Source organism: Polaromonas sp. P3_A5 (assembly GCF_056403055.1).
On the sequence record NZ_JBFUGF010000002.1, the window covers coordinates 195,459 to 215,176 of the forward strand.

Consider the following 19,718-nt stretch of genomic DNA (forward strand, 5'->3'; position numbering starts at 1 on the left):
TGCCGCCCTCTTCCGGCCACCGATAATTTCCCCGACCTTCCGACCTTCTATCCATGAGTCCAGGAGCCTTGATGAAACGAACCCCTCTTACGTTTGCCGCCCGCGTCCTTGCCTGCGCACTGCTCAGCGCCGCCGCGCAGGCGGCGGAGCTCCAGGTGCTGAGCGCCGGTGCCATCGAGCCCGGCCTCAAGGCGGCCGCGGCCGCTTTTGAAAAGCAGACCGGCCACACCGCCAAAATCACCTTCAACACCGCACCCGAGCTGAAAAAGCGCATGGACAGCAATCCGGCGTTTGACGTGGTGATCGCGCCGCCCGCCGTCATTGGCGAATTTGCCGCGGCTAGCAAGCTGGCGGAAACGCGCGCCAACGTCGGCCGTGTCGGCATGGGTGTGGCGGTGCGCGAAGGCGCGCCTGTGCCCGACATCGCCAATGCCGAGGCACTCAAACGCTCGGTGCTGGCCGCCGACTCGCTGGTGTTCAACCGCGCATCCACCGGCTTGTACCTGGAAGGCCTGCTCAAGAAGATGGATGTGTATGCGCAGGTGGAAAGCAAAACCACGCGTTACCCCGACGGCGCCTCGGTGATGGAGCACGTGCTCAAGGGCAAGGGGCGCGAGATCGGCTTCGGTGCGATGACCGAGATTCTTCTGTACAAGGACAAGGGCCTGAAGTTCGTCGGGCCGGTGCCGGCCGAAGTGCAGAACTACACGTCGTACACCGCCGCGCCGCTGGCTTCCGGCAAACAGCAGGATGTGGCCCAGCAGTTCGTCAGTTTCCTTTCCGGCCCCGTCGGCAAGCCGCTGTTTGTGGCTGCTGGTGTGACTGACTGATGAAGGCCGTGCTGCAGCGCGTGGCCGAGGCCAGCGTGGTGATTGCCGGCGAGACCGTCGGCCAGATTGGCGGCGGGCTGCTGGTGCTGGTGTGCGCTGAGCGCGGTGACGCTGAAGCGCAGGCCGACAAGCTGCTGACCAAGATTCTCAAGCTGCGGATTTTTTCGGACAGCGCGGGGAAGATGAATTTGAGCGTGCAGGACGTCAAAGGCGGGCTGCTCATCGTCAGCCAGTTCACCCTGGCCGCGGATGCCTCAGGCGGCAACCGGCCCAGCTTCACCGGTGCGGCCCCGCCTGACGAAGGGCGCCGGCTCTACGACTACTTTGCGGCCCAGGCCCGCAGCCTGCATCCGCAGGTCGAAACCGGGCAATTCGCAGCCGACATGCAGGTGCATCTGGTCAATGACGGGCCGGTGACGATTCCCCTGCAGGTCGTACCGGGCACATGAATTTGCTATTAATTCAATAGCTGCTTGCGCTCGTCCCTATTGGATTACAGCCAAATAATCCTTGAACCTCAGCGGTAAGGATTTTGGATACCCAGGCCGGCCAGGATCTCGATTTCACGCGCTTCCATGGCTTCGGCATCGGCTTCGCCAGTCTCGTGGTCCCAACCCTGCGCGTGCAGCGTGCCGTGCACCAGCAGATGGGCGTAGTGGGCCTGCAGCGTCTTTTTGTTCTCTTTCGCCTCTTTGGCCACCACCGGTGCGCACAGCACCAGGTCGGCGGTCACCACGGGCTCTTGCGTGTAATCAAAGGTCAGCACGTTGGTGGCGTAGTCGCGCTGGCGGTAGTCGCGGTTCAATGCCCGGCCTTCTTCGGCGTCGACGATGCGCACGGTGATCTCACCGTCGTGCGCCAGCGCGTGGCGAATCCATCGGGCCACGCTGTGGCGCGGAAGGGCGGCGCGGTGGCGGGCGGCGTCCTTCAGGTCGCCAAACTGCAGCGACAGGCTGAGCTGCTTAAGAGCCATTGCGGCTCCGGGCGCTGGCGCGGCGGGCTGGGGCGGCAACGGGTTCCGCGTCGGCTTCGCCGGCGGGCCCGGCGGCGCCCGGCGATTTGTCATACGCATCCACAATGCGCGCAACCAAGGGGTGGCGCACCACGTCGGCACTCGTCAGGCGGGTGATCGCAATGCCTTTGACGCGCTTGAGCACGCGCTCCGCGTCTACCAGGCCGCTGAGCTGCGTGCGCGGCAAGTCCACCTGGCTGATATCGCCCGTCACCACAGCCTTGCTGCCAAAGCCGATGCGGGTCAAAAACATCTTCATCTGCTCGGGCGTGGTGTTTTGCGCTTCGTCGAGGATGACGAAGGCGTGGTTCAGCGTGCGGCCGCGCATGAAGGCCAGCGGCGCGATCTCGATCTGCTGGCGCTCAAAGGCCTTTTGCACGCGCTCGAAGCCCATCAGCTCATGCAGCGCGTCATACAGCGGACGCAGGTAAGGGTCCACCTTCTGGCTCAGGTCGCCCGGCAAAAAGCCCAGGCGCTCGCCGGCCTCGACCGCCGGGCGGGTCAGCACGATGCGCTGCACCGTGCTGCGCTCCAGTGCATCGACGGCGCAGGCCACGGCCAGATAGGTTTTGCCGGTGCCGGCCGGGCCGATACCGAAAGTGATGTCGTGGGTGGCGATGTTTTCCAGGTAGGTGCCCTGGTTGGTGGTGCGGGCGCGCAGGTCGGCGCGGCGGGTCGACAGCGCCATGGCGCCGTCGGGTGCGATGCTGAGCGCGGTGTCGCCGGCCAGCATCAGCTGCACGGTTTCGGGCTCTATGGGGCGCTGGGCGATTTCGTACAGGGCCTGGAGCACTTCCAGCGCCTGGTTGGCCTTCACCTTGGTGCCGTCGATCTTGAACTGCTCGAAGCGGTGGGCAATCGTGACATCCAGCGCCACTTCGATGGTGCGGATGTGGCTGTCCATGGGTCCGCACAGGTGGCCCATGCGGGTGTTGTTCGGCGGCGTAAAGGTGTGGCGAAGAATCAAGGCGATGGTTTTCCTGAAAAGGAGGCTGATAACGGCCTAAAACACAATTGTCCGCCCAAACAGCCGCCTGCGTCTGACTGATAAGATTTGGCCATGATAGGAAGACTCTCTGGCCAGCTGGCCGAAAAAAATCCCCCGGAAATCCTGGTGGACTGCAACGGCGTCGGCTATGAAGTGCTGGTACCCATGAGCACCTTCTACAACCTGCCCGGCCTGGGCGAAAAAGTCAGCCTGTTGACGCATTTTGTGGTGCGCGAAGACGCACAAATCCTCTACGGTTTCGGCAGCGCCACCGAACGCGCAGCCTTTCGCCAGCTCATCAAGATCTCCGGCGTGGGCCCGCGCACCGCGCTCAGCGTGCTCAGCGGCATGAGTGTTGAAGAGCTTGCCCAAGCCGTCACCCAGCAGGAAGCCGGCCGCATCATCAAGGTGCCCGGCATCGGCAAAAAGACCGCCGAACGCCTGTTGCTGGAACTCAAGGGCAAACTGGGCGCCGACATCGGTATCCAGGTCAGCGTCGCCAACGATGCCCAGTCAGACATCCTGCAGGCCTTGGTGGCGCTGGGCTACAGCGACCGCGATGCGGCGCTGGCACTGAAGGCACTGCCCAAGGACATTGGCGTGAGCGACGGCATCAAGCTGGCATTGAAGGCCTTGGCTAAATAGCCGAAGTAGTCCAGCATGACCATTCAGACTGACGACTTCTCTCCGGGTGATTTTCCGCCCACCAAGCGCGTGATGTCGGCCGCGCCGGCCTCACCCGGTGAGGAGGCGATCGAGCGCGCCTTGCGCCCCAAGCTGTTTGACGAGTACGTCGGCCAGACCAAGGTGCGCGACCAGCTGGAAATTTTCATTGGCGCGGCCAAAAAGCGCAGCGAGGCGCTGGACCACGTGCTGCTGTTCGGCCCGCCCGGCCTGGGCAAGACCACGCTGTCCCACATCATTGCGCACGAACTCGGCGTGAACCTGCGGCAAACATCGGGCCCGGTGCTGGAAAAGCCCAAGGACCTGGCCGCACTGCTGACCAACCTTGAAAAGAACGACGTTCTCTTCATCGACGAAATCCACCGCCTGAGCCCGGTGGTCGAAGAAATCCTCTACCCCGCGCTGGAGGACTACCAGATCGACATCATGATCGGCGAAGGCCCGGCGGCACGCAGCATCAAGCTCGATCTGCAGCCCTTCACGCTGGTGGGCGCCACCACGCGCGCCGGCATGCTGACCAACCCGCTGCGCGACCGCTTCGGCATCGTCGCGAGGCTGGAGTTTTATACGCCCGACGAACTCGCGCGCATCGTGCGGCGCAGCGCCAAGCTGCTCAATGCGCCCATGGATGAAGAAGGCGGTTTTGAAATTGCCCGCCGGTCACGCGGCACACCGCGCATCGCCAACCGCCTGCTGCGCCGTGTGCGCGACTATGCCGACGTGAAGGGCACCGGCCACATCTCGCTGGACATCGCCAACAAGGCGCTTGCCATGCTCGACGTGGACCCGCAGGGCTTTGACGTGATGGACAGAAAGCTGCTGGAGGCTGTCATCCACCGCTTCGACGGCGGCCCGGTGGGGCTGGACAACATCGCCGCCAGCATCGGCGAGGAGCGCGACACGATCGAAGACGTGATCGAACCCTATTTGATCCAGCAGGGCTATCTGCAGCGCACGCCGCGCGGGCGCATCGCCACGCTGGCCGCCTACCGCCACCTGGGCGTGGCGCCGCCGCAGCAGGGACAGGACTTTTTCGGCGCGTAACACCTTTGAAAAACAGGCCCGCTCACCGGGGTGGCAAGGGCAGGAGGGGGAATAATGGAATTTCCGGATACCGTTCCGTCGGCAGAGCTGAATGGCGATGTAGCTGCCGGCGCCACTCTCGATGCTTATGTGCGTGAGTTTTCCCCATCGTGGCGCAGCACGACGGGTACCTTGACGATCCTCTTTTTGTTCCTCGCGGCCATTCCGGCCTTGATGCTCGTGTTTGTCCCGTTCACCGGCTTTCCGGGGTGGCGGGTGTTCTCCCTGGGTGGCCTGCTGTGGCTTGCCTGGCTTCTCGGGCGGCAGCTTGTCAGCAAGCGTCCCGCGCTTCGCGTGGGTCCGGAAGGCATCAGCGCCGCCGTATTGAAAAACAGGTGCATCGCGTGGTCCGAGGTTTCCGACATTGAGTCGCAGACTGTGCAAGGCAACACGTCGATCATCGTGTCGCTCGCGCCGCACGTGAACGAAAAATGGTGGTGGGGCAGCCGTAAAAAGCGCCTCGGTGTTCCATTGAGCAGCATCAAGACCAAAGACCACACCCAGGCGATAGCGGCTGTGACGCAGGCCTTTGCCGCTTACGGCGGGCGCGGCTTCATGCAGGCCATGGCACAACGAACGGCAGAACTCAAGGCGGCCGAGGACTTTGAGGCCCGGCTCAAACAGCTCACGCCCGTGACGTGGGCGCTTTACCTGGTCGTGTGCCTGAATGTTGCCGTTTGGCTGGCCAATCTGGGTTCCGGATTGAACGCATTGAAGCCCTTGCCGTCGGATCTTCTGGCCTGGGGCGCCAATTCGGCGGCCTCGGTAGTGGAAGACCGGCAATACTGGCGTCTGCTGACGGCCGCTTTCCTGCATGGCGGTTTTTTGCATCTCGCGCTGAACATGCTGGGCCTGTGGGAGGCCGGCAGGCAACTCAACCGGCTTCACGGCAATTTCCAGTTCCTGCTGATTTATCTGGCCAGCGCACTCACCGGTAGTGCGCTCAGCCTGCACTTTTCCGCCCAGCAATCGGTTTCAGTGGGCGCTTCCGGCGCGGTGTTCGGTGTCCTGGGGGCCTTGCTGGTCGCGATGCACCAGCACCGCGGGCAGATACCCGGTCTCACCACCAAGAAGGTGATGACCAGCCAGGGGGTTTTTCTGGCCTATGCCCTTGTCCAGGGTTTCAGCCAGCAGGGCATCGACAATGCCGCTCACGTGGGTGGCCTCGTTGCGGGATGTGTACTGGCCTGGCTGCTGACAGAGAAGATCGCTGATGCGGTCACGCCGGCGCGGCGGCTTTCAACGGCAACCATCGGTGCGCTGGTGTCGGCCATGGCGGTGGCCGCACTGGTAGTCACAACACCCACCCCTTCCGTGCACCATCGGCAGCTGTTTGAATTCCAGGCCGGGTTGACCCGCATTTTGCCCGCGATGCAAGCCGCGGAGAAAGCCTTTCAGGCCGACGTCAAAGCTTTTCGGGAAGGCAAGATGCCGGAGCCTGAATTTGTCCAGGCGATAGAAGCACGGCACCTGCCGGGTTACCAGGCCGTCCAGCGCGCCCTGGCCCCGCTGGACATTCCCGCCAATGACAAAATCGGCGCCGGCATGCGCGACGTCAAGCGCGCCAACAATCTGATGGTGGAACTGATGCAAATCCAGCTGGCCACTGCACGTGCCGTGCAGGGCGATGTCACCGCCGCAGCCGGCCAGGCCCGCGTACGGGTGATCAGCGCGGAGCTCAAGGCCATTGATGCGCGGATTTCCGAGCGTGTGAGTGCCGCCAAGCCCAAATCCAAATCCAACCCCTGAGAAAAATAGCCATGTCTCGCCGTTCCCTGATTTCGCCGGGCCTGATGCTTTGTTGGGCAATGGCGGTCGGGGGCTGCGCGGTCCCGGCACCGGGACCGCGCACGCCCAATCCAGCCGTGCCTCTCGCTTCCACGTCCAGCCTGCCGGAATTCCCCGAGCTGTTCCGGCAGATGGGAAAACTCTACGCCGATCATCCGCAGGCGCCACAGATGCAGGACGGCGACGGTATGGGGCAAAAGATTTCCATCGCGCGCGTACGCAAGCCCGGCGCGCTCGACACCTTGCAGACTTACCGCGCGCAGGGCATCCATGGCCGCGTCGTCGTGATCACACTGCTGGACGCCGAGGGCAAGCTGCTTGATGCACGGGTGCTGTCGTCCACGCATGCCGAACTCAATGGGGCCGTGCTGCAGTCGGCACGCGAAGCGGTGTACCGCGGCGGGCGCATCAATGGCGCGCCCTCGCCGATGTATGCGGTCTACGGCGTGAACTTCTAGGCGCGCTGTTTTACGCGCAGGGGAGTCAGGTCAGCGCGCCGCGGGCGTCGACCTGGTAAATGCGCTGCACCGTACCGTGGCGCAGGCCACCGGCCACGCCGATCATGGCGTCGTGCAAATTCACGGTAGGGTCGCAGTGGCCGGGAATCAGCCACAGCATGCTGCCCAGGCCCGGCAGGCGCTTGCTGTCGCCCGCGGGCCGCAAAATGCCGTGCTCGTCGCCGCCATTGAAATAGGCCAGCTCGCTTTCGCTGTCAAAGGCATGCACCAGCGGCAGGCCGGAATCAATGGCGTGGCTTTTGTGGCCGGCGTCGCACACCGCATGGCTGCCGTGCGTGCTGATCACCTGGGTTTTGACGAACAGTGCGTGTTCGAACTGCGGCTGCGACGGGTCCCGTTCGTTTTGGGCGTAGTCGGCGTCCATGAACATGAAAGAGCCGGCCTGCAGTTCGCCGTAAACACCGCTGGCGGCCTCCAGCATCAGGCTACCGGTGCCCGCACCCGTAACCAGGTCTACCGTGATGCCCTGGGCTTCTACCAGTTTGCGCGTCAGGAGCACGGCCTCCACCGCCCTGGCAATGGCGTCGCGCCTTTCCTGGGCGCTGCGCATGTGCTGGGCCTTGCCGTGGTAGGCCTGCAAGCCGGCAAAACGCAGCGCAGGGTGTTTGCGGATTTCCAGCACCAGCGTGACGGCGGCGGCGCCGGGCTCGACACCGCAGCGCCCCTGGCCGACGTCGATTTCCACAAACACGTCGATCACGGTGGCACCCGCATTCTTGTTGTTGATGCGGGCCTCCGTCATGGCCTGCGCCAGACGGATCACACCCTCGGTGCTGTCCACCGCAATAGCAAGGTGGCCGCCTTGGGCCGCGACTTTTTGGGTGAGCGCCGCCACACGGGCCAGCTTGGCCGGGGCGATGACCTCATTGCTGATGTAGACGTTGTACACACCGCCGGCCACCATAATTTCGGCTTCGGACGTTTTTTGCACGCACACGCCAATGGCGCCGGCCCGCATCTGCGCCTTGGCCAGCGCGACGCTTTTGTGCAGCTTGGCATGGGGACGCCAGCGGACATTGTGCTTCTTGGCAAATTCAGCCATGCGCGCAAGGTTGCGCTTCATTGCGTCCAGGTCGATGACCAGGGCGGGCGTGTCGATGTCGTTGACCGGTTTCCCGATCAGTTCGGCCAGGCGGGGCGGCTGTGTGCTCATGAGTGCGTTGATGTTTATTCTGCGCTTATTGTGCGCTGAGACGGGCGCCGGCATCGCCGCCGGAAAATCCGTTGTCGTCCAGTGCGTCGTTTTCCAGGTGCTGCGTGTCGGCCCAGCCCACCAGGGAAAAGCCCTGGGGCGTCCAGAGCAGGCGGTTGATGGCCGTGTTGCCCAGCGCCCAGGTGCGCGGGGCCTGGATGTCCAGCCGCGTGGCGGCGCGGTAAAGCACATCCATCACCCCTCCGTGGCCGACCATGGCGATCAGCTCGCCCGGGTGCGCGGCCGCCAGACGCTCGGCGGTGGCCACCACCCGGCTGCGCAAATCCAGCAGCGACTCGCCGCCGGCAGGCGCAAACTCCGGATCCCGCTTGCGCCATCGCATCGACTGCTCGGGCAGCAGGGCCTCGATCTCCGAAAAGGTTTTCCCTTCAAAGTCGCCGAAGCCGCGCTCCCGCAGGCCTTCCTCACGCGTCACCTCGATGCCCAGCACACGGCCCAGGTACTCCGCGGTTTCCCAGGCGCGTGTCAGGTCGCTGGCGTAGATGGCAGTGATCGGTTCGTCGGCCAGCGCGAGCGCCATGCGTCCGGCCTGCCGGCGGCCGGTGTCGTTGAGGGGGATGTCCAGGTGGCCCTGAATGCGGGTATCCACATTCCAGGTGGTTTCACCGTGACGTATGGCAATGACGCGCGTTGATTCCATTGTTATCGGGGAATCTCGACATTGATGCGGCGCGTACCCGGCGGCGGCTGCGGGAAGCCGCGCAGAGCCGAGTCCAGCATGGCGGGCAGCACAGCCGGGGTATCCGACCAGACGCCGTCGTGCAGCGCCCGTGTTTCATAGGCGACCTGGTTGGTGCGAAGGTCGCGCATCACGATGCTCAGCTCGCGCTTGAAATAGGTCGGCTCCGAGATTCCGCCGCCGATTGGGAACGACAGGCCGACCCCGACGCCGCGGCTGCCGCCGCCCATGAACACACCGCTTCCAAACCCAAAACCGCCGTAGGGGCTGTAGCCATAGGGGCCGCGGTCGATGATCTGGGTGGTGGCCACAATCTGCACGCTGTAGCGTGCGACGGGCGGGTTGAGCTCCATTCCCACCTTGGCCAGGGCGCTGCGTGCCATGCCTTCAACGGCATCCTGCGGCGAGCCGGCGGCCTGCTGGGAAGGCAGGCGCTCAAAGCGATAAGGTGTGCCAGGCGCAGGCGGCGCGCCGTTCCAGTTGTAGAAGGCGGTAACGTCACTGTCGACCAGGCGCACGGTGGAACAGCCCGCCATGACAAAAGCCATGGCAGCCATGAAGAAAATCGCGAACGCACGTTTCATGAGGCCTCCAAAGCAATGAGTTGTTGAAAACGAAGAACGCTGAAAAATCAATCAGCCCGAATGCACGCCGATCACGGACAGCCCCGGTGGCACCGGCTCCCGGAACTCTTCGGTATCAAAAGCCTTGTCGCCTTCCGGCTCGGCAATGCCGGTTGTCTTGATGCCCCTGAAATCGTGGCGCTTGTTGTCCATCAGGTGCGACGGCACGATGTTTTGCAGCGAGGCGAACATGTTCTCCAGCCGTCCGGGGAATTTTTTCTCCCATTCGCGCAGCATGTTGCCGACCTGCTTGCGCTGCAGGTTTTCCTGGCTGCCGCACAGCGTGCACGGGATGATGGGAAATTCGCGCACCTGCGCCCAGCGCGTCAGGTCTTTCTCGGTCACGTAGGCCATGGGGCGGATAACGATGTTCTTGCCGTCGTCGCTCACCAGCTTGGGCGGCATGCCCTTGAGCTTGGCCGCAAAAAACATGTTGAGGAAAAACGTCTGCAGCATGTCGTCGCGGTGATGGCCCAGCGCAACCTTGGTACAGCCCAATTCGCCCGCCACGCGGTACAAAATGCCGCGGCGCAGGCGCGAGCACAGCGAGCACAGTGTTTTGCCTTCAGGGATCACGCGCTTGACGATGCTGTAGGTGTCCTGGTTTTCGATGTGAAAGGGTACGCCCAGCTTGCCGAGATAGTCCGGCAGGATGTGCTCCGGGAAACCGGGCTGTTTCTGGTCGAGATTGACGGCCACCAGTTCGAAGTTGATGGGCGCTCGCTTTTGCAGCTTCAGCAAAATGTCGAGCATGGCGTAGCTGTCTTTGCCGCCCGAGACGCACACCATGACCTTGTCGCCTTCTTCAATCATGTTGAAGTCGACAATGGCGCGGCCGACTTCGCGGCACAGGCGTTTTTCAAGCTTGTGGTCTTCGCGCTCGATCTTCATGCTGTTTTGCACGCGCGCGGAGCTTTCCTGCTGCTCGTGTTCCGCGACAGCATCTTCCCAAACAGCACTCATATCATTCACTCCCATATCGTTCACCACTGTCCCGTCTCGATGCGAATGGCTACTTCGCAGTCGTCAAAAATTTCAAGTTTGGCGATCTTCACCCGCACGCCCAGCACGCCGGGCAACTTCATCAGCCGGTGCGCCAGCTTGCCGATCAGGCTTTCCAGCAAGTTGACGTGTTCCGAGGTGCATTCGGTGATGATGATCTGCCGCACCTTGCGGTAATCCAGCACATGGTGGATGTCGTCGTCATGGGGCAGCAGCGGCTGTGTGCCCAGGTTCAGTTCGGCATCGACCTGGATCGGTTGCGGCGCGGTTTTTTCGTGATCCAGAATGCCCAGGTTGGCGTCAAAGCGCAAACCGGTGAGGTTCAGGATCTGGGTGCCCCGGGAATTGAACATGGTGCCAGTCTGTAGTGGGTCAGTTGTGGTGATGTGTAAGCCGTTGCCGATGGCTTACATCAGCGAAAAATCGCGCTCGAACTTCATCAGGTGCTGGCCACCATCCACCAGCAGCGTGGTGCCGGTGATGGAGCTGTTCTCCAGTGCAAACTTCACCGCGGCCGCCACGTCGGCGGGGGTGGACGACCGGCCCAGCGGCGACAGTTTGTGACGGGCCTCGAATTGTTCGTCGGTGAGCAGGTGGCTGGTCAGCGTCAGCCCCGGCGCAACGCCGACCACACGAACCTGCGGCGCAAGCGCCAGCGCCAGCATGGTGCCGGCCGCTTCCAGCGCGGCCTTGGAAAGCGTGTAGCTGAAAAAGTCGGGGTTCTGGTTCCAGAGCTTCTGGTCCAGCAGGTTGACGACGGCCCCCCTGGCACCGCGCGAGGCCACATGCGCATGCAGGGCCTGGGCCAGCACGATGGCGGCGCCGGTGTTGCTGTGCAGATGCCGGTCCATGGCGGCGAAACCGAAGCTGGCGGCACTGTCTTGCTCAAAGGTCGAGGCGTTGTTCACCACGGCATCGACCTGGCCCATGCGCTCCACCACGGCCGGCAACAGGCCGCGCACCGCCGTTTCGTCGTTTAAATCTGCATGAAAAGCGGCTGCAGCGCCCGACAGTTGTGCGCAATCAGCTACTGTTTTAATAGCATCTTCTTCGGAGCTGCGGTAATGCACCGCCACCTGCCAGCCGCCGGCCGCGAGCGCCAGCGCGATGTCGCGGCCCAGCCGCCTGGCGGCGCCGGTCACGAGGACAACGGGTCGGGATGATGGCGGGGTTGGGGTCATGGGTGGTGAGGGTTGGCAAAAAGGTCAGGGACGTATCGCCGACAATTGCAGGCGGTGACAAACATGACCCAGACGACCAATCCCCCCATTTTACCGACCAGCCTTGCCGACCACATCGCCAAGGCCATTGACGCTGCCGGCGGCTGGATCGGGTTTGACCGTTTCATGGACATGGCGCTTTACACGCCCGGCTGGGGTTATTACGCCAATACCTCGCGCAAATTCGGCCTGATGCCGCAGTCGGGCAGCGATTTTGCGACGGCCCCAGAGATGTCCGCCCACTTTGGCCGCGCGCTGTCCCGGCAGGTGAAAGAAGCCCTGGCGGCAACCGGCACCACGGAAATCTGGGAATTCGGCGCCGGCTCGGGCGCCCTGGCGCACCAGTTGCTGGATGCGCTGGGCGACTCGGTCACGCAGTACCGCATCGTCGATTTGTCGGGCAGCCTGCGCGAGCGCCAGCAGGAACGGTTGCAGGCTTTTGCCGGCAAGGTGGACTGGGTAGCGGAGCTCCCGGCGCAGATGCGGGGCGTGGTGGTGGGCAACGAAGTGCTGGACGCCATGCCGGTGAAGCTGCTCGCGCGGCTCAACAACATCTGGCACGAGCGCGGCGTGGCCCGCCTTGAGGGAGGATTTGTCCATGCCGACAGCCCGACCGATCTCCGGCCTCCCATTGAAGTGGAAGGCGAACACGATTACGTCACAGAAATCCATCCGCAGGCGGAAGGCTTCATGCGGACACTGGCCGACCGGCTGGACGCCGGCGCCGTGTTCCTGCTCGACTACGGCTTCCCCGAACACGAGTACTACCATCCGCAACGCAGCATGGGCACGCTGATGTGCCACCGCGGCCACCTGGCCGATGCCGATACGCTGGCGGATGTGGGCAACAAGGACATCACGGCGCATGTCAACTTCACCGGCGTTGCCCTGGCAGGGCAGGAAGCCGGCCTGCAGGTGCTGGGCTATACCAGCCAGGGGCGGTTTTTGCTCAATTGCGGCTTGCTGGACGGCATGGAAAACGCCAGCCTGCAGGACCGGGCGATGCTGCAAAAGCTGGTGAACGAACATGAAATGGGTGAGCTGTTCAAGGTGATCGGGTTTGCGGTGGATTCTCCGGACGCTCCTAATTCAGGATGGGAAGCATCGGGGTTTTCTCAGGGCGACAGAAGCCACACCCTGTAGAGCCCCACGCCACAATGCCCCACATGAAAGCACCTCCATGATTCGCTGGATGATCGTGATTTTCCTGGTCCTGATAGTCATCAGCGGCCTCACGCCCTGGCTGCACAAGCTGGGCTTCGGCAGGCTGCCTGGCGATTTCCGCTTCAGGCTGTTTGGCCGGGAATGGTTTATTCCATTGGCGACCACGGTGTTGCTGAGCCTGATCGCCACGCTGGTTGCCAAACTCATATGAAACAAATCACGCCAAAAGACTACGCGCACCCCCTCTGATGACAGATAGCATCTATCCTCAATGCGCATTGACTGATCCATCCATCGGCCCACCTCTGGAGACCCGGCCTTGAACGCAAACTCCCCCTTCCCGACACCCGTTCAGATTCCCGTGCTGCCCAAAGGCTCCGCACCCTTGCTGTGCGTTGACGTAGGCGGAACCAAGGTGGCCGTCAGCGTGGCCGATGAGCACGGCGTGCGGGGCCGGGTGACCGAAGCCACCGTCAAACAGGGCAGCCGCGACGCACTGGGCCAGCAGGTTCTGGTGTTGATGGCACGCAGCTGCGCCGAGGCGGGCATCGATCCCTCAGCCGTTTCGGCAGTGGGCGTCGCATCGTGCGGACCGTTTGCGCTGCACGACGGTCTGATCGAGCTGACAACCCCAAACATCTGCGGCGGCATGGCCGGCAAGGCGCGTGGCCTGCCCAACGACTGGCTCAGCGTGCCGCTGGAAGCACCGCTGCGCCAGGCCTTTCCCAACGTACGCGTAGAAAACGACGGCATCGCCGCACTCGAGGCCGAGCGCCGCTGGGGCGCCCTGCAGGGTCTGGAGCACTGCGCCTATGTGACCTGGAGCACCGGCGTCGGCGTTGGCCTGTGTGTTGATGGCCGGGTGCTGCACGGCAAGCACGGCAATGCGGGCCACGCCGGCCACATGTTTGTGAGCGACAGCCATGACGCGCTGTGCGGCTGCGGCAATATCGGCGACCTGGAAGCCTTGGTGGCCGGCAATGCGATAGAGCGGCGGTTTGCCGGCGCGGGCCACGCCGGCGCGATCAACCTCTTTGCCGCCGCGCGCGCGGGCGATGCCAGCGCAACGGTGATGGTCGACGAGCTTTGCCGGGTGATGGGTCGCGCCCTTTACAACCTTGTGGTCACGCTGGATCTCCAGCGCATCAGCCTCGGAGGGAGCGTGTTCCTGAATCACCACGACTATCTTTTGCCGCGCCTTCGGGCCCAGATACAGGGCAAGCTGCCCGCCCTGACGGATGGCGTTGAACTGGTGACGGCCGGGCTGGGCGAACGGGTCGGGGACTTTGCAGCCTTGGCACTGGTGAGTTGACGCGGCTGCCGGCAGATAAAACTAGCCCTGCCCCGAAGCCTCGGTCGCTTCAGCCTTCTTCACCACCCTCACCTGCGGCGACAGCTGCCAGAAAATCCCCGCCGACGCCAGCGTGATCAGCCCCATCGCGGCGAACGTTGCCTGGAAGGAATGCAGCGTCTGCACGGCCTCGCCCGCGCCGAAGAAGCCGGTGAAAGCGGCCAGCACCGCGCCCGCGGCGGCCACGCCCATGCTCATCGCCAGCATCTGCACCATCGACAGCAAACTGTTGCCGCTGCTGGCCATGCTGCTGTCCAGGTCACGCAGGGTCACGGTGTTCATCGCCGTGAATTGCATCGAGTTGACCGCGCCAAAACACGCCAGCTGGAGGATGTGCAGCCACAGCGGCTGCGCCGGCGTCACGAAAGCAAAACTCGCCATCGTCAGGCCCACCAGCGCGGTGTTGCTCACCAACACCCTGCGATAGCCGTAGCGCGTGATCAGCGGTGTGGTGACGCGCTTGACCAGCATGCTCGCCACGGCAACCGGCACCATCATCATTCCCGCCTGCAACGGCGAATAGTCCAGGCTGACCTGCAGCAGGAGTGGCACCAGGAAAGGCATGCACGAGCTGCCCAGGCGTGAGAACAAATTGCCCAGCAGTCCGATGCTGAGTGTGGGAATCGAGAACAGCCGCGGCGAAAACAACGGGTCAGGCCGTTTGGCGGCATGCAGCCAGTACGCGGTAAGGCTGGCCATGCCAAACACCAGCAGCACCAGCACGCTGGCCTGTTTCAGGCCCAGGCCCGACAGCCCATCCACCGCCAGCGACACGGCCACCATGCCGAAGGCCAGCAAAAGGTAGCCCGGCAAGTCGAAACGCGGCATTTGAAGTCGTGGGTTGTCCTCCATGTAGAAAAGCGTCGCCACGCAGCCCAGTACCCCCACCGGAATGTTGATGAGGAACACCCAGTGCCAGGAAGCCACCTGGACCAGCCAGCCGCCCAGCGTGGGCCCGATCAGCGGGCCAACCAGGCCCGGAATGGCAATGAAGCTCATGGCCTGTAAAAAGCGCTCACGCGGAAAGGCGCGCAGCACCGCCAGCCGGCCCACCGGCAGCAGCAGCGCCCCGCCCATCCCCTGCACCACCCGCGCCGCCACCAGCTGCATCAGGTTGCCGGACAGCGCGCAGGCGATGGAGCCAATGACGAACAGCGAGATCGCCCCCACATACACCCGCCGCGTGCCAAAGCGGTCGGCGATCCAGCCGGACGCGGGAATCAGCATGGCCATGGTGAGGGAATAGGCCACCACCACCGACTGCATGCGCAAAGGGCTTTCGCCAAAGCTGCGGGCCATGGCCGGCAAGGTGGTGTTGACGATGGTGGCGTCCAGCGTCTGCATGAAAAAGCCGATGGCCACCAGCCAGAGCAGCATGCGCAATGATTTTTCTTCTGCCTGCATGGATGAGAGATGCGAAAAGGCGAACTTGGTTCACCGCATGGGGAATCAAGAAGACAAGAGGATGGCCGGACAGCAAAAAGCCGCCTCGAAGGCGGCTTTTAAAGCGAAGGCGTTGAGTTCCGCCTCAGGCCGAGAAGCTGGATCCGCAACCGCAGGTGCTGGTGGCGTTGGGGTTCTTGATGACGAATTGCGCGCCTTCAAGGTCGTCCTTGTAGTCGATTTCGGCGCCCACCAGATACTGGTAGCTCATGGCGTCGATCAGCAGGGACACGCCATTTTTGGTCATGGTGGTGTCGTCTTCGTTGGTGATTTCATCGAAGGTGAAACCGTACTGGAAACCGGAGCAGCCCCCGCCCTGCACAAAGACGCGCAGCTTCAGATCCGGGTTGCCTTCTTCAGCAATCAGCTCAGCCACTTTGGACGCGGCGCTGTCGGTGAAGACAAAGGGCGCGGGCATTTCGGTCTGGATATTTTCGGCAACGGCACTCATGGGGACTCCAATACATAAAGCGAATCAGGGTTCGCGATTCGAGGCGTTCAGGCCTCTGGCGACACTTATGGGCAAATAGTACAGCAATTCAATCAACCATAACGCCCATGCGTGTTAGGCCGTGCGGTCTATTTGTGAGCGCTTACTCGCTCAATTAACCCCAATCAATCAGATGTTGTTGGCGGCCAGTTTGAGCGTGGGTTTTTCTTCCAGCTCCGCGTGGCTTGTAGCGCGCAACTGTCCAAAGATGACGGCACCCTGGTGCATTTCAAGCGCCTTGTAAGACACATCGCCCTCGATTTTGGCTTTGGGCTGCAATTCAAGCAGCTCGGATGCGTGGACAGGGCCCATCACCCGGCCATTGATGATCACATGGTCGGCATGAATATGGCCAGTCACGATGGCGGACTCGCTGATCACCAGAATGCTGGAGCTGCCTTCGGCGGCGCGGATGTCGCCGATCACTTCACCGTCGATCCGCAGGCCGTCGGTGAATTTCAGGTTGCCCTCAATGCAGCTGCCTTGGGCGATCAGGCTTTTGATGGGCGGCTGCTTCTTTTTTCCAAACATACAAAGGTTCCTGTGCTGGGGGTGGCGGTGGAAGGGAAATCGGGGGGAATTCTCAAAGCTTGAAGGTCTGGGCAGATCTGACCGCTGTCCCCTCAATGACTTTAGCTGTAACTGTTTGTACCATGGCTTGGGGGGGCAAGTCGAGGACACCTTCCACACGAAGGTACTGTTTGAACTGTAAAGTTTGCGGTCCGCCGGGCAAAGTCATCGTCCAGGGTTTTCCGTCCTGCGTGCCATGAACCGTCAGATCAAGTTTCCCGTTGAAATTAGGTGCACCCTTGACGGGCTGGATCACCAGGACCTGCCATTTGAGCTGGGTTCCCGACAATACCTCGGCCTGCAGGCTGCGGATGGCGACAACCTCGGCGCTACCAGCCGGCAAAAGCTTCTGAAAGAATCCCAGGTCGTCACGCAGGCTGCGGTTGTCGCTCTCCAGCTGCCGGATCTGGCTCATCATCTTTTCCTGCACCGCTTTTTCGGCCGTGAGCAGGCTGCCTGAAGTATTGGCAATCGATTGCGCCCTGTCGCGGTCTGCACGCAAAGTGACCACTTCCTGACGCAACACGCTGATCTCTTCCCTGGCATCGGTATCCACGCCCGCAATCCCCTTGCCGAACTCGAAGGCCCAGAGGGCGACCGCTGCGGAAAAACCCAGCATCAGGGCACCGGCGATCCACCGCAAGGGCCAGGGGAGCGAGCTGCGCACCGACATGCGCGGGGAGCTGATCGTCAGCCGGCGGCGAAACAGGCGAAATTTCAAATCGGGGGCCCTGCAGTTTTCGGTTCGAGGAGCTGCATTGTGCACGCAGACATCCGCTGAACCGCCCGATTCAGCCGTAAAGCCGGGTAAGGCTTTGCATCAGGAAAACTAAACGCTTACAAAGCATTGACAGGGCGTTGCGGGCGCCACACAAATGCTTCGGCCATGAAAAAAGCCGCCAGGTGAACCAGGCGGCTTTTGGGGAACAGCGAGAGCGGATTAGCGCTTGCTGAACTGCTTGCGGCGGCGAGCTGAGCGGAAACCGACTTTTTTACGTTCGACTTCACGTGCATCGCGGGTCACAAAGCCAGCCTGGCTCAGGGCCGGCTTGAGCGTTGCGTCGTAATCGATCAGGGCACGGGTGATACCGTGGCGCACTGCGCCGGCCTGGCCGGACTCGCCGCCGCCGTGGACGTTGACCATGATGTCAAACGTCTCGACGTGGTTCGTCAGAAACAGGGGCTGGCGGCAGATCATGATCGAGGTTTCACGACCGAAGAACACCTGGATGTCACGGTCATTGATCGTGATCTTGCCGGTGCCTTTTTTGATAAACACACGGGCGACGCTGGATTTGCGACGGCCGGTGCCATTGTTCCATTCACCAATCATCAATGGCTCCTTAGATGTCCAGCACTTTAGGCTGTTGGGCGGTATGCGGGTGCTCTGCACCACCGTACACCTTGAGTTTCTTGATCATGGCGTAGCCGAGCGGGCCCTTGGGCAGCATGCCCTTGACGGCTTTTTCCAAAGCGCGGCCGGGGTGCTTGGCTTGCATGTCGCGGAAATTGGTGGCAGTGATGCCGCCTGGATAACCGGAATGGCGATAGTAGATCTTGTCAGTCGACTTGGCGCCGGTGACGCGCAGCTGGGCTGCATTGATGATGACGATGAAGTCACCGGTATCGACGTGAGGCGTATAAATGGCCTTGTGTTTGCCGCGCAAACGGAGAGCAACTTCGCTGGCTACTCGTCCGAGGACCTTGTCGGTCGCGTCAATCACAAACCACTCGTGCGTCACGTCAGCGGGTTTTGCGCTGAACGTTTTCATGAGTTTTCTTTCGAAAAAATGGTTTGTCGGGTTCTTTTCTGCGGTCGGTGTTCTTCTGATGAGAACCTCTTAGGCAGTATTTCAAGCTCTGCCGCGGAACCACTAGGCGCTGCAGAGCCCACGATTATATGAAAAATCAAGGACTTGCGTCAATATTCAGCCGGATATGAGGCATTTCCCCCATGCAAGAAGGTAGGATAGACCCATGTTTTCCTATCGCCACGCCTTCCACGCAGGCAACCACGCCGACGTGCTCAAGCACACCACGCTGATCGCGTTGATGAAGTATTTGACCCAGAAAGACACGGCGCTGACCGTGATCGACACGCATGCAGGCGCGGGCCTGTACCGGCTTGACGGAGATTACACCGAAACCAGCGGGGAAGCTCAAGAGGGCATTTTCAGACTGCTTTCCCAACCTGTTTCCCAGGCAAAACCGGCTCCAACCCAAGCACAGCGCGCGCAAGCAGCTCCTAAAACCATAGCAAAACCCGCCACCACCAAACCTGCCGCAGGCGGCTGGGCGCCTGCCCTGCAGGACTACATCGACCTGCTGCGCGGCCTGAACCCGCAATTCGCCGAAAGCGGCGACATCGCGCACCTGAAGATCTATCCGGGCTCCCCTTTCATCGAGCAGCAATTCCTGAGCGGGCGCGACAAGCTCAAGTTGTTTGAATTGCATCCGACCGATTTCAAGTCGCTTTCCGGCAACATTGAACAGTTGGGTGTCGGCCGCCAGGTGGCGGTTTCGCGCGAAGACGGCTTTGAAGCGCTGAAAACCTTTTTGCCGCCACCCGCCCGCCGGGCGATGGTGCTGTGTGACCCCAGCTATGAAATGAAAAGCGACTATGCGCGTGTGTCGGCCTGCATGGCAGACGCCGTCAAGCGCTTCGCCACTGGCACCTATGTCGTCTGGTACCCCATCATTCCGCGGCCGGAAGCCCATGACTTGCCCCGCAAGCTCAAGACGCTGGCCGTGAAAGCCAGCCGAAGCTGGCTGAATGCCGCTTTAACGGTGAAATCGAGCAAATTAACAACAGATACCGCCGGTGACGTGGTGCGGCCAGGCCTTCCTGCCAGCGGCATGTTTGTCATCAACCCGCCCCACACCCTCAAGGCAGAGCTGCAAGCGGCCTTGCCGCAAATGGTGGCCCTGCTGGGGCAAGACCGCAATGCCGGCTTCACGCTGGAGCATGGCGGCTAGGACTTTCAGGACGACGCCCTGCAAGGGGAGCATGGCAGCCGGCACCGCCAGCCGGTTATGCCAGGTTGGCTGTGTTGTGCGCCC

At 62.3% G+C, this 19,718-nt stretch carries 24 protein-coding genes; 10 read left to right on the plus strand and 14 right to left on the minus strand.

Annotated elements, in window-relative coordinates:
• The first annotated feature begins 71 nt into the window (after positions 1–71).
• Together AC1DU8_RS18390 and dtd are read left to right on the plus strand one after the other, a co-directional pair.
• Entirely contained in the window at positions 72–830 is a 759-nt protein-coding gene (locus AC1DU8_RS18390) for a substrate-binding domain-containing protein (protein WP_457282914.1), read from the plus strand.
• Positions 830–1,279, plus strand: coding sequence for a D-aminoacyl-tRNA deacylase (dtd, locus tag AC1DU8_RS18395; RefSeq protein ID WP_477727116.1), 450 nt, complete (start codon positions 830–832; stop codon positions 1,277–1,279). Before AC1DU8_RS18390 ends, dtd begins: the two co-directional genes overlap by 1 nt.
• A gap of 68 nt (positions 1,280–1,347) precedes the next feature.
• Here dtd and ybeY read toward each other — a convergent pair whose 3' ends face one another.
• Complete coding sequence (gene ybeY, locus AC1DU8_RS18400; protein WP_477666782.1) at positions 1,348–1,803, minus strand: rRNA maturation RNase YbeY; 456 nt, start codon at positions 1,801–1,803, stop codon at positions 1,348–1,350.
• Positions 1,793–2,809, minus strand: a complete 1,017-nt coding sequence (locus AC1DU8_RS18405) for a PhoH family protein (protein WP_457282911.1) — start codon at positions 2,807–2,809, stop codon at positions 1,793–1,795. Before AC1DU8_RS18405 ends, ybeY begins: the two co-directional genes overlap by 11 nt.
• Before the next feature lie 93 nt (positions 2,810–2,902).
• On the opposite strand from AC1DU8_RS18405, the gene ruvA reads away from it, so the two are divergent.
• The 4 genes from ruvA to AC1DU8_RS18425 are packed head-to-tail and all read left to right on the plus strand — an operon-like array spanning position 2,903 to position 6,843.
• Positions 2,903–3,475: a Holliday junction branch migration protein RuvA gene (ruvA, locus tag AC1DU8_RS18410; protein ID WP_457282910.1), complete on the plus strand. Its 573-nt coding sequence runs from the start codon at positions 2,903–2,905 to the stop codon at positions 3,473–3,475.
• 15 nt (positions 3,476–3,490) lie between these two features.
• Positions 3,491–4,558, plus strand: coding sequence for a Holliday junction branch migration DNA helicase RuvB (gene ruvB, locus AC1DU8_RS18415; RefSeq protein ID WP_457282909.1), 1,068 nt, complete (start codon positions 3,491–3,493; stop codon positions 4,556–4,558).
• Between the two features lie 54 nt (positions 4,559–4,612).
• Positions 4,613–6,346, plus strand: coding sequence for a rhomboid family intramembrane serine protease (locus tag AC1DU8_RS18420; RefSeq protein ID WP_477689871.1), 1,734 nt, complete (start codon positions 4,613–4,615; stop codon positions 6,344–6,346).
• Positions 6,347–6,357: 11 nt separating this feature from the next.
• Positions 6,358–6,843, plus strand: coding sequence for an energy transducer TonB family protein (locus tag AC1DU8_RS18425; RefSeq protein ID WP_477727117.1), 486 nt, complete (start codon positions 6,358–6,360; stop codon positions 6,841–6,843).
• Between the two features lie 25 nt (positions 6,844–6,868).
• Here AC1DU8_RS18425 and AC1DU8_RS18430 read toward each other — a convergent pair whose 3' ends face one another.
• The 6 genes from AC1DU8_RS18430 to AC1DU8_RS18455 are packed head-to-tail and all read right to left on the minus strand — an operon-like array spanning position 6,869 to position 11,601.
• A complete protein-coding gene (locus AC1DU8_RS18430) occupies positions 6,869–8,056 on the minus strand; it encodes a DSD1 family PLP-dependent enzyme (RefSeq protein ID WP_457282906.1) in 1,188 nt (395 codons plus the stop codon).
• Between the two features lie 25 nt (positions 8,057–8,081).
• Positions 8,082–8,756, minus strand: a complete 675-nt coding sequence (locus AC1DU8_RS18435; RefSeq protein ID WP_477727118.1) for a histidine phosphatase family protein — start codon at positions 8,754–8,756, stop codon at positions 8,082–8,084.
• A 2-nt stretch (positions 8,757–8,758) separates the two neighbouring features.
• Positions 8,759–9,379: a DUF4136 domain-containing protein gene (locus tag AC1DU8_RS18440; protein ID WP_477727119.1), complete on the minus strand. Its 621-nt coding sequence runs from the start codon at positions 9,377–9,379 to the stop codon at positions 8,759–8,761.
• Between the two features lie 51 nt (positions 9,380–9,430).
• Complete coding sequence (gene ttcA / locus AC1DU8_RS18445) at positions 9,431–10,381, minus strand: tRNA 2-thiocytidine(32) synthetase TtcA (RefSeq protein ID WP_477727120.1); 951 nt, start codon at positions 10,379–10,381, stop codon at positions 9,431–9,433.
• A gap of 20 nt (positions 10,382–10,401) precedes the next feature.
• Positions 10,402–10,773, minus strand: a complete 372-nt coding sequence (locus AC1DU8_RS18450; protein WP_431094939.1) for a dihydroneopterin aldolase — start codon at positions 10,771–10,773, stop codon at positions 10,402–10,404.
• 54 nt (positions 10,774–10,827) lie between these two features.
• On the minus strand, positions 10,828–11,601 hold the full coding sequence (locus tag AC1DU8_RS18455; protein WP_477727121.1) for an SDR family oxidoreductase: 774 nt from the start codon (positions 11,599–11,601) through the stop codon (positions 10,828–10,830).
• 63 nt (positions 11,602–11,664) lie between these two features.
• Here AC1DU8_RS18455 and AC1DU8_RS18460 point away from each other — a divergent pair, with 63 nt between their 5' ends.
• The 3 genes from AC1DU8_RS18460 (at position 11,665) to AC1DU8_RS18470 (ending at position 14,116) form a co-directional block, all read left to right on the plus strand.
• Entirely contained in the window at positions 11,665–12,783 is a 1,119-nt protein-coding gene (locus tag AC1DU8_RS18460) for a class I SAM-dependent methyltransferase (protein ID WP_457282901.1), read from the plus strand.
• A 37-nt stretch (positions 12,784–12,820) separates the two neighbouring features.
• Positions 12,821–13,015 carry a DUF2905 domain-containing protein gene (locus AC1DU8_RS18465; RefSeq protein WP_477727122.1) on the plus strand — a complete coding sequence of 65 codons (195 nt, stop codon included), beginning with the start codon at positions 12,821–12,823 and terminating at the stop codon, positions 13,013–13,015.
• A 144-nt stretch (positions 13,016–13,159) separates the two neighbouring features.
• Positions 13,160–14,116 carry an ROK family protein gene (locus AC1DU8_RS18470; RefSeq protein ID WP_457282921.1) on the plus strand — a complete coding sequence of 319 codons (957 nt, stop codon included), beginning with the start codon at positions 13,160–13,162 and terminating at the stop codon, positions 14,114–14,116.
• Between the two features lie 21 nt (positions 14,117–14,137).
• On the opposite strand, the gene mdtD is transcribed toward AC1DU8_RS18470, so the two are convergent.
• The 6 genes from mdtD to rplM all read right to left on the minus strand — a co-directional run bounded on the left by mdtD (position 14,138) and on the right by rplM (position 18,430).
• Positions 14,138–15,559, minus strand: coding sequence for a multidrug transporter subunit MdtD (gene mdtD, locus AC1DU8_RS18475; RefSeq protein ID WP_457282899.1), 1,422 nt, complete (start codon positions 15,557–15,559; stop codon positions 14,138–14,140).
• Between the two features lie 124 nt (positions 15,560–15,683).
• Complete coding sequence (gene erpA, locus AC1DU8_RS18480; RefSeq protein ID WP_122955163.1) at positions 15,684–16,049, minus strand: iron-sulfur cluster insertion protein ErpA; 366 nt, start codon at positions 16,047–16,049, stop codon at positions 15,684–15,686.
• A gap of 168 nt (positions 16,050–16,217) precedes the next feature.
• On the minus strand, positions 16,218–16,619 hold the full coding sequence (locus tag AC1DU8_RS18485; protein WP_477666785.1) for a bactofilin family protein: 402 nt from the start codon (positions 16,617–16,619) through the stop codon (positions 16,218–16,220).
• 52 nt (positions 16,620–16,671) lie between these two features.
• Positions 16,672–17,379, minus strand: a complete 708-nt coding sequence (locus AC1DU8_RS18490) for a DUF6776 family protein (RefSeq protein ID WP_477666786.1) — start codon at positions 17,377–17,379, stop codon at positions 16,672–16,674.
• Between the two features lie 219 nt (positions 17,380–17,598).
• Positions 17,599–17,991, minus strand: a complete 393-nt coding sequence (gene rpsI, locus AC1DU8_RS18495) for a 30S ribosomal protein S9 (RefSeq protein ID WP_007867568.1) — start codon at positions 17,989–17,991, stop codon at positions 17,599–17,601.
• A gap of 10 nt (positions 17,992–18,001) precedes the next feature.
• Positions 18,002–18,430, minus strand: coding sequence for a 50S ribosomal protein L13 (gene rplM / locus AC1DU8_RS18500; protein ID WP_007867557.1), 429 nt, complete (start codon positions 18,428–18,430; stop codon positions 18,002–18,004).
• A gap of 205 nt (positions 18,431–18,635) precedes the next feature.
• Here rplM and AC1DU8_RS18505 point away from each other — a divergent pair, with 205 nt between their 5' ends.
• Complete coding sequence (locus AC1DU8_RS18505) at positions 18,636–19,634, plus strand: 23S rRNA (adenine(2030)-N(6))-methyltransferase RlmJ (RefSeq protein ID WP_477727123.1); 999 nt, start codon at positions 18,636–18,638, stop codon at positions 19,632–19,634.
• Positions 19,635–19,718: the final 84 nt, after the last annotated feature.

What these genes read in the sequence shown, in the direction of transcription:
- AC1DU8_RS18430 (WP_457282906.1), bottom strand. Translation starts at nt 8,056, where the DNA reads ATGAGCACACAGCCGCCCCGCCTGGCCGAACTGATCGGGAAACCGGTC.
- AC1DU8_RS18450 (WP_431094939.1), bottom strand. Translation starts at nt 10,773, where the DNA reads ATGTTCAATTCCCGGGGCACCCAGATCCTGAACCTCACCGGTTTGCGC.
- AC1DU8_RS18390 (WP_457282914.1), top strand. Translation starts at nt 72, where the DNA reads ATGAAACGAACCCCTCTTACGTTTGCCGCCCGCGTCCTTGCCTGCGCA.
- AC1DU8_RS18465 (WP_477727122.1), top strand. Translation starts at nt 12,821, where the DNA reads ATGATTCGCTGGATGATCGTGATTTTCCTGGTCCTGATAGTCATCAGC.
- AC1DU8_RS18425 (WP_477727117.1), top strand. Translation starts at nt 6,358, where the DNA reads ATGTCTCGCCGTTCCCTGATTTCGCCGGGCCTGATGCTTTGTTGGGCA.
- rpsI (WP_007867568.1), bottom strand. Translation starts at nt 17,991, where the DNA reads ATGATTGGTGAATGGAACAATGGCACCGGCCGTCGCAAATCCAGCGTC.
- AC1DU8_RS18485 (WP_477666785.1), bottom strand. Translation starts at nt 16,619, where the DNA reads ATGTTTGGAAAAAAGAAGCAGCCGCCCATCAAAAGCCTGATCGCCCAA.
- erpA (WP_122955163.1), bottom strand. Translation starts at nt 16,049, where the DNA reads ATGAGTGCCGTTGCCGAAAATATCCAGACCGAAATGCCCGCGCCCTTT.
- rplM (WP_007867557.1), bottom strand. Translation starts at nt 18,430, where the DNA reads ATGAAAACGTTCAGCGCAAAACCCGCTGACGTGACGCACGAGTGGTTT.
- ruvB (WP_457282909.1), top strand. Translation starts at nt 3,491, where the DNA reads ATGACCATTCAGACTGACGACTTCTCTCCGGGTGATTTTCCGCCCACC.
- AC1DU8_RS18455 (WP_477727121.1), bottom strand. Translation starts at nt 11,601, where the DNA reads ATGACCCCAACCCCGCCATCATCCCGACCCGTTGTCCTCGTGACCGGC.
- AC1DU8_RS18440 (WP_477727119.1), bottom strand. Translation starts at nt 9,379, where the DNA reads ATGAAACGTGCGTTCGCGATTTTCTTCATGGCTGCCATGGCTTTTGTC.
- ybeY (WP_477666782.1), bottom strand. Translation starts at nt 1,803, where the DNA reads ATGGCTCTTAAGCAGCTCAGCCTGTCGCTGCAGTTTGGCGACCTGAAG.
- dtd (WP_477727116.1), top strand. Translation starts at nt 830, where the DNA reads ATGAAGGCCGTGCTGCAGCGCGTGGCCGAGGCCAGCGTGGTGATTGCC.
- AC1DU8_RS18505 (WP_477727123.1), top strand. Translation starts at nt 18,636, where the DNA reads ATGTTTTCCTATCGCCACGCCTTCCACGCAGGCAACCACGCCGACGTG.
- AC1DU8_RS18435 (WP_477727118.1), bottom strand. Translation starts at nt 8,756, where the DNA reads ATGGAATCAACGCGCGTCATTGCCATACGTCACGGTGAAACCACCTGG.
- AC1DU8_RS18460 (WP_457282901.1), top strand. Translation starts at nt 11,665, where the DNA reads ATGACCCAGACGACCAATCCCCCCATTTTACCGACCAGCCTTGCCGAC.
- AC1DU8_RS18420 (WP_477689871.1), top strand. Translation starts at nt 4,613, where the DNA reads ATGGAATTTCCGGATACCGTTCCGTCGGCAGAGCTGAATGGCGATGTA.
- ruvA (WP_457282910.1), top strand. Translation starts at nt 2,903, where the DNA reads ATGATAGGAAGACTCTCTGGCCAGCTGGCCGAAAAAAATCCCCCGGAA.
- mdtD (WP_457282899.1), bottom strand. Translation starts at nt 15,559, where the DNA reads ATGCAGGCAGAAGAAAAATCATTGCGCATGCTGCTCTGGCTGGTGGCC.
- ttcA (WP_477727120.1), bottom strand. Translation starts at nt 10,381, where the DNA reads ATGAGTGCTGTTTGGGAAGATGCTGTCGCGGAACACGAGCAGCAGGAA.